At 68.5% G+C, this 8269-nt stretch carries 6 protein-coding genes; all 6 read left to right on the top strand.

The genetic code is table 11. From position 1 onward, the window contains the following. Window positions 1-1263 (top strand): type VII secretion-associated serine protease mycosin (gene mycP / locus NE2_RS34265; protein ID WP_063032890.1); only part of this gene is annotated, 1263 nt, incomplete at its 5' end. Next, window positions 1260-3008 (top strand): type VII secretion protein EccE, encoded by a 1749-nt coding sequence (gene eccE, locus NE2_RS34260; protein ID WP_063909563.1) that lies wholly within the window; start codon window positions 1260-1262, stop codon window positions 3006-3008. The genes mycP and eccE, both read left to right, overlap by 4 nt. A 95-nt stretch (window positions 3009-3103) precedes the next feature. Further along, a complete protein-coding gene (locus tag NE2_RS34255; protein WP_051757256.1) occupies window positions 3104-3427 on the top strand; it encodes a helix-turn-helix domain-containing protein in 324 nt (107 codons plus the stop codon). Window positions 3428-3504: 77 nt separating this feature from the next. After that, the gene (locus NE2_RS34250; protein WP_063032888.1) at window positions 3505-4581 is read left to right on the top strand and encodes a discoidin domain-containing protein; all 1077 of its coding nucleotides are present in this window, start codon (window positions 3505-3507) and stop codon (window positions 4579-4581) included. Further along, window positions 4578-5297 carry a hypothetical protein gene (locus NE2_RS34245; RefSeq protein WP_063032885.1) on the top strand — a complete coding sequence of 240 codons (720 nt, stop codon included), beginning with the start codon at window positions 4578-4580 and terminating at the stop codon, window positions 5295-5297. Before NE2_RS34250 ends, NE2_RS34245 begins: the two co-directional genes overlap by 4 nt. A gap of 119 nt (window positions 5298-5416) precedes the next feature. Beyond that, window positions 5417-8269 (top strand): NAD-glutamate dehydrogenase domain-containing protein (locus NE2_RS34240; RefSeq protein WP_167356827.1); only part of this gene is annotated, 2853 nt, incomplete at its 3' end.

Raw genomic sequence — 8269 nt, 5'->3', positions numbered from 1 at the left:
GTCGGGGCCGCGCCGCCGGACGGGCCCCCGGGACCGGAACAACCGACCAAACAAGACAAGGGCTGCCTGGCCGCGGGCGTGCTGCCGGGCAGTGACCTGGCCCAGGTCCCGCCGTCCGATCGCGCGCTGGATCTGCGGCGGGTCCGGCCGCTCAGTCGTGGCACCGGGGTCACCGTCGCGGTGATCGACACCGGTGTCGCTCCGAATCCCCGGCTGCCGAATCTGGTCGGTGGCGGCGACTATGTCGCCGCCGGGGGCGACGGGCTCTCGGATTGCGATGCGCACGGCACCCTCGTCGCCGGGATCATCGCCGCGGCTCCGGATCAGGCCGATGGATTCGCCGGGGTAGCGCCCGACGCGCGCGTGATCTCCATCCGCTACCGGTCCGGCGCGTTCAGCCTGGAACGTCCGGACGCGGGCAACACCGATGAGGAACCCGCCCGCCAGATCCGAACCCTGGCCCGGGCGATCACCCATGCCGCGAATCTGGGCGCCGGCGTGATCACCGTGGCGCTGCCGGTCTGCCTCGGTGCCAATGCGCGTATCGATCAATCGATGCTCGCGGCCGCTGTCGGCTACGCGGTGCACGTGCGCGGCGCGCTCATCGTCGCCGGTGCGGGCAACACCGGCGAGGCCGGTTGTCAGCAGAACCCCGATATCGATCCGAGCCGGCCGACCGATTCGCGCAATTGGAAAGGCGTTCAGACGATTTCGACGCCCGGATGGTACGCGCCGGATGTGCTGACGGTCGGCTTCACCACTGCTACCGGCGCGCCGATGCCCGAATCACTGTGGGGCCCTTGGGTTTCGGTGGCAGCTCCCGGAACCGGAATCGAATCGCTGGGTCCCGGCGGTGGTGGGCTCATCAATGCCGTCGGAGCCGGCGACAAGATGGTTCCGGTGGGCGGCGCGTCCTTCGCCGCGGCCTACGTCAGCGGGGTGGCGGCGCTGTTGCGCTCGCGGTTCCCGAACGAGACGCCCGGCCAGATCGCCGCGCGACTGCAGGCCGGCGCCCATGCGCCCGCCCGCGGGGTCGACAACGTCGTCGGTGCCGGGGTGATCGATCCGGCCGCGTCGCTCGGCTATTCCGAACCGCCGCAGGCGCCGAGCGGGTTGTTCCGTACCTCGGCGCTGATCGTGCCGCCACCCGGGCGTCCGGCCGACCGGCGTCCCGGAATCACGGCACTCGTCGTCGTGGCGGTGGCGCTGTTGCTCGGGGTGGGGGCAGGTTATGCCAACTCCATCGTCCGGAGGCGTGGGTGAGTTTTCCCAGGATCGGAGTCGGCGCGCCCGAGCGCGGACCGCTGGCGGCGGTGGTGATCGTCGGAAGCGTCGCCGTGGCGGGCCTGTGGGGCCGGGTGCCGTGGTGGGTCGCACCGGCGGCGGCGACGGTCGTGGCGATCACCCTCACGGTGCGTGTCGGCGAGCGAACCGCGGTGCGCTGGCTGCTCGACTGGTGTGACTATCGCTTCGGGCGGCAGGCCCGCCAGGAGATGCTGCATCGGCCGGCACTATTACGCGACGTCGAGGTGGCTGCGGGCGTCTGCGGTGTCCGGGAGGACGGATCGTCGTATGTGGCGATGGTCCAGCTCGCGCCGAATCTGGACCTGCCGACCGTCATCGCCGAGCGCGAGCTCTACACCGAGGACACCGTCCCGGTGCAGGATCTGCTGCCGATGCTCGACCAGTTCGGGGTCCGGATCGAGATCGACATCGTCACGACCGGTCAACGGGTGCGCCCGGCCGGCAGCTACAGCATGCTCTACGACCAGCTGATCGGCCCGCACCCGGTGGTCGGCGACCGCATGACCTGGCTGGTGCTGCGGTTGGATCCGGAGCACAACCTCGAGGCCCTCGTGCGGCGAGGGCCGGTGGCGGAGTCCGCTCCCCGGGCGCTGGCCTCGGCCGCCCATCGCATCGCCGGTCGCCTGCGGGAACGCGGGATGGCGGCGCACGCGCTGCCCGCGGACGCGCTGGGTGATGCGATCCGCCTGCTACACGCCGGCGTGGAACTGACCGATCTGCGGGAGACGTGGCATCACCTCGAATCCTCGGTGCCGGGACGTAGTGTCACCAGTTACCTGATCGACTGGACCCGGCTCGGCGACGCCGGCCTGGACGACTGCTGGTCGTGGCACCGCGGGCGCACCACGGTGGTGGTCAGCCTGGCAGGCGGCGCGCTGGGCGCTCGCGGCCTGGTGCGGTATGTGGGCCCGGCATCCTCGGTCGCCCCGCCGGGATATCTGCGACCGCTGGGCGGGCGGCAGGCCGAGGCGTTGCGCGCGAGTCTGCCCACATCGACGTCGGTCCATCGCATTCCGCGCACCGAATCCGGAAGCGACACGGCGACTCCCGAGCAACTGGACGCATTGACCATCGCGATCGGTCCGAGCGGTCAGATCCTCGGTTCGATCAGCGGCAGGCCCAAGCACACGCTGGCGTTGCCGCTGTTCGACCCGGTGCGATACAACCCGCGTCACCGCACGATCGATGTCTACGCCGATCTTCCGGTCGCCCAGCAGATCGTGCTGCGAGCGATGGTCGTCGGCGCGGATGTGGAAGTGCACTCGGCCCGGCCGCAGCGCTGGCAGCAACTCGTCACAGCGGTGGGCGATCCGGATTCGCTACGGCTGGCGCCCGACGCCTCCGGCGCCGAGCAGACCCCGGCGGCCGCCGCACAGGCGACCATCGCGGTCTTCGACCAGATACCTCCGCGCGCCTCGGCCGCGCACACGACGGTGACCATCAGCGAACCCGGCGCACCACGTCGGCGTTCTGCCGATCTGGCGATCGACCAGGTCAGCGAGACCGCCATCGACGTCAGCATTCCGATGCGGACGGTGCGCGTGGATCTGATCGAGCCGCGAGGTGAAACCAGATATCTGGACTCCATGGGCAATCCACCGGCAGCCGGACCTCCGGCGATCACGGTGGCAGGTGGCGGATCGATGCCGCCGGCAGGTCCGGCTCATGTGGTCGACGCCGAATCGGACGAGGTGAGACGGTAGTGTTGATCAACGTGGTAGCGGACTCCGCAGCGGACGGCAGGCAATCTTCTGATCGAGACCCACAGAACCGACACCAGAATGGAGGCGAGTTCGGGGTGCTCGATCCCGAGCGTCGTGAGTCCGGCGCCGATGAGCAACTGACACCGCGGCAAGCGGCGGCGGCGATCTTCTCGGCCAGATTGTCGGAGCTGATCGCCGAATCGGTGGTATCCACCGAGGACGGCTCGACCCGTTCGCTGACGTTGTATTCGCTGGCCCAGCATCTCGAGCTGGCCTATCCGGATGTTCCGGTGTCGCAGTCGGGTCTGTACCGGCTGGTGCACGGCGAAGCGATTCCCCGGCTCGATCTGATCATCGCCCTGGCCCGTGTCTTCGATGTGCCGCCGGAGTATTTCGTGGCGGCGGAATCCGGCCGCTGATTCCGCCGGACCGAACTTCTCTCCAGCGGGAATAGGCTTGGCGCGGACTGTATTCCGGTCCCGATACCATCGCACACATGTCCGACAAGGACCCCGCAGACGTCTTCGTGCGCCATCGTGGCGCGGTCCTGGACGCGTTGCTGTCGGAGCCGGGTTTGTCCACCGCCTCCGCAGCTGCCGACCGCCTCGGCGCCGCTGATCCGGTGTCGGTCGGAGTGTCCGTCCCGCCGGCGGAATCCGCTCCGGACCGATCGGACCGATCGTCTCGTCCTGCGGCCAACGGCGCCGCCCGGCCGCCGAGCGGACCCAAGGCCAGCGACCGGATCATGGCGCTGCTGAACGGCGAATCCCTGGACGGACCGTCGGGCCTGGAATTCACCTCCGATTTCGCCGATCGGGCCGGCGCCCGGCTCGATCGGACGGGCGCGGCCGAAACGAAACCCGTTGCGGGCGAACCGGAGAAGCCGGCGCAGCCGGAGAGGGCGGAGAAGGCGGCCCCGGCGGGCGCCGCCGCGCCGGCGCAGCAGCTGCTCGCGATGGTGCGCAAGCCGAAGGTGGCGATCGCGCTGGCCGGTGTGCTGGCGATCATCGTCGTGCTGGCGCTGGTCACCACCGGCGGTAAGAAGGACGGCGGAGACCAGGTCAAGGTCGTCACGGCGGCCGCGGCGGCACCGCCGAGCGCCGCCCCCAAACCGTCCGAATCGCTGACCGCCGGTACGGCGATCCAGGTGAAGGCGGCCGAATCCCATTGTCCCACCGGCAGTACGCCCGGCATGGACGCGTTCTCGGGTCAGGCGGACAAGGCGTGGTCGTGTGTGCGCGCCTATCGGGTGGACGGTCAGGTCCTGACCATCGATCTGGGCAAGACCTACCGGATCGACTCCATCGGGATCGTGCCCGGCTGGGACAGCATCGGCTCCGACGGCGCCGACCAGTGGGCCAAGTTCCGGACCGTGAGCCGCGTGTCCTATCGGTTCAACGATCCGGGCGTGACCACCTACACCCAGCAGACGATGGATCAGCGCAGCCTCGTGGTAACCAAGATCAGTCCACCGGTGACCGCGTCGAAGATCACGCTGACGATCCTGGAATCGAAGGGCGACGCCTCGATCAACACGACCGCCATCTCCTCGATTGTCGTCACCGGCCAGTGAATTCGCCGCATCAGACCTGTGAGTACTGCTCGCATCGCAACAGCGGTGCGGACTCCCGCTGCGGACACTGCGGGGCGCCACTGAAGGCGGTGGGCGATGTGCTGGGCGAACTGGGCCGGACCGCAGCGGGTATCGCACCGGTGATCATCGGCGCCGAGAAGCTCGCCAGTGGTCTGGAGAAGGCGGCGTCCGGCGGCGAACAAGCCGCGACGGACGCGAAAAAGGAAGAAGCCAAGGTCTTTCCAGCCTGGCAGTGGAAGGCGGCGTTGGGTGGCGCGGTCGCCCTGGTGCTGCTGGCCGTCCTGGTCCTGCGCTCCTGTTCGACGGGCGCGCCCGCCATCGGAGACCTGACACCGGTCGATACGCTGCCCGAACTGATGCGCGCGGTATCGACCTGTCAGCCGGCGTCGGGCGGACAGGGTGATTCCTGTGTCGTCTCCGCGGACGATCCGTTGTTGTCGGGCGGGATCACGGGCGGGCGAGCGCTGACCTTCACCGTGCGCACCGATCCACCGGATCGCATCGGTGACACGATCGGGCGCTGGCGCACCTCCGGTGCGGCGATCGTCTCCGATGGTACGGCCTTCGTGGCGATCGGCCCCGCGGTTACCGTCTGGTATGCCGACAGGCATTCGGGCCTGCATCTCGAGACGGGTAGTTTCGCGAATCGTGCAGGCGCGCAGACATTTCTGTTCCGATCCGGTTTGGTTCGCTGAGAAACCGGGTAACGGCGCCCAATCCTTGTTACACTGAACAACGTGCCGTTGTTTAACGGCACGTTCAGACAGTCCGCAATACTGCGGTACCGATTCCGATCTCGGGAAGGCACGGGTCGATGGTGGCAACAACCCAGCAGACGATTTCATGGAAGCGATTCCGTGATGATCCGACAGATCTGGAGGCGGTGTACTTCCGCTGGATTCAGCCGGGAGCCGCGGCGCCGACGATCACCGACCGTGCCGAGCAGATCTTCCGGCATCATCTGGAGCTGGCCGCGGGGCGGCGGCCGGGAACCGCGGTGACCAGGCTGTATCGCGCCGAGGACGGCAGCGGTCTGGGTCCGGCACTGCAGATCGTCAACGACGATATGCCGCTGCTGGTGGATTCGCTCACCGCGGCGCTGCAGCGTCTCGGGGCCACCGTGACCGAGGTGGTTCATCCGGTCTTCGACGTCCTGCGGGACCGGCGCGGCCGGTTGCGGGCGATCGCGCCCAGCGAGGGTTTCGATGTGGCGCAGGCGAATTCGGCGAGCCGGTCGGAGGGCAGCGGAAACGTCGTCGCCGAGTCGTGGATCCATGTGCAGCTGGGTGCCGGGGATTCCGACGCGGTGCTGGACCGGATCGAGCGGGCGCTGCCACCGCTGCTCGACGAGATCCGCCAGGTCGCCCACGATACCGAGGCGATGACCCGCACGATGGGAACGCTGGCCGCGCGGCTGGATTCCGTGCCGCAACCCTCGGCCACCGAGGCGGCCGAATGCGGGCAGCTGTTGCGCTGGCTGACCTCCGGGCATTTCACCGTGCTGGGATACAGCTACTATCGCGTGCATCCCGGTACCGACGGGCCTGAGCCGCAACAGGTTTCGGGCACCGGTCTCGGTGTGCTGCGCAATGGTTCCGGTGTGGACGTGGGCACGCCCGCACTCGGTTCGGAGCAGATTCTGCGGCTGTCCAACGGCTCGCTGGACTCGCTGCTGCCGGGCTCACCGGATGTGTACGTGGTCAGCGTTGCCGACTACGCGGCCGAGACCACCCCGTCGGTCGCCGGAAAGGTGGTGGGCGAACACGTTTTCGTGGGCACCTTCACCGTCAGCGGCTTCCACGAGAACATCCTCGACATCCCGGTGATCTCCCGCCGCGTCCACCAGGTCATCGAGTGGGCGGGCCTGGCCCTGAATTCGTTCTCCGGCCAGGCGCTGCTGGAGATGTTGCAGACCTTCCCGCGCGTCGAACTGTTCTCCACCGACGCGCGCCGTCTCTTCGAAACCGTCTCGGCCGTCATGAATTTGGGGCTGCGGCGCCAGATCCGGCTGTTCCTGCGCCGCGATGTGGGCAGCAACGCCGTGTACTGCCTGGTTTACCTGCCGCGGGACCGCTACTCGACCGAGGTGCGGTTGCGGATGCACGAGATCCTGCGCCGGGAATTCGATGCCGAGCAGATCGCCTACTCCGCGCGCGTCACCGAATCCGAGCTCGCCGTCGTCTATTTCACGGTGCACCGCGGCGCCGACGCCGAACCTGCGGACATCACCGAATCCAACCGCGAACGCATTCAGGATCTGCTGTTCGCGACCACCCGCAGCTGGAGCGACCGGCTGGTCAGCGAGGCCGCGGGCGTCGCGGAGATCGCCGCGCCGGTTGTGCAGGACTACGCGAGCGCGTTCCCGGCGACCTATCAGCAGGAATACGAGCCCGCCCGGGCGCTCGACGATCTGTGCCGGCTGCAGCGACTGGCCGACGGGCAGATCGACACCGATCTCTACCGCACCGCCGGCGCCCCGTCGGGCGAGTGGCGATTCACCCTGTACGTCGCCGGCGCCGAGGTGTCGCTGAGCCGGGTGCTGCCGCTGCTGCACAGCCTCGGCATCGAGGTCGTGGAGGAGAAGCCCTACCGGCTCGAATTGCCCGGCGCCAGCACCCGGTGGATCTACGACTTCGGCCTGCGGGTCGCGCCGAACGTGCTGCGCGGCACCGGCGACGGCGATCCGGAGGCCGATCTGGACCGTGCCGTGGCGCTGGAATCGTTGCCGGACAACAGTATCCGCAAACGCCTCCCGGAGGCGATGTCGGCGATGTGGTTCGGCGATTGCGAGGTCGACGGGCTCAACGAACTCGTCCTGCGGGCCGGATTGCACTGGCGCCAGATCGCGATGCTGCGCGCCTACGCGAAATATCTGCAGCAGGCGGGATTCGCCTACACCTTCGCCAACATCACCCGTGTGCTGCTGGCGCAGCCGAGTACCGCGCGCGCCTTCACCGAATTGTTCGACGCCTATTTCGATCCCGAGCACCTCGGGCCGGTCGCGACCGCGCGGGCCGCGGGTATCTCGTCGCGGCTGCAGGACGAGATCGATGCCGTGGTGAGTCTCGACACCGACCGGATCCTGCGGGCGATTCTCGGGTTGATCACGGCGACCCTGCGCACCAACTACTTCCGTCGCGACGACGACGGAAATCCGCCCGGGCATCTGTCGTTCAAGTTCGATCCGCACGCCATCGCGGAATTGCCGCGGCCGCGGCCGCAGTTCGAGATCTTCGTGTACTCGCCGCGGGTCGAGGGCGTGCACCTGCGTTTCGGCGCGGTGGCGCGTGGTGGTTTGCGGTGGTCGGATCGCCTGGAGGATTTCCGGACCGAGATTCTGGGTCTGGTGAAGGCGCAGGCGGTGAAGAACGCGGTGATCGTGCCGGTCGGCGCCAAGGGCGGATTCGTGGTGAAGCGCCCGCCGGCCGCGACCCGTGATGCGGCGGCCGACCGCCAGGCCATGCAGGCCGAGGGCATCGCCTGTTATCGCACCTTCATCTCGGGCCTACTGGATCTCACCGACAATGTCGACCACGCCGGTGGTGAGGTGATTCCGCCGCAGCGGGTGGTGCGCCGCGACGGTGACGACACCTATCTGGTGGTGGCCGCCGACAAGGGGACCGCCACATTCTCCGACATCGCGAACGAGGTTGCGCAGCAATACGAC

Source organism: Nocardia elegans NBRC 108235, from assembly GCF_001612845.1.
Lineage (GTDB): Bacteria > Actinomycetota > Actinomycetes > Mycobacteriales > Mycobacteriaceae > Nocardia > Nocardia nova.
This window is presented reverse-complemented; position numbering and strand designations above follow the sequence as displayed.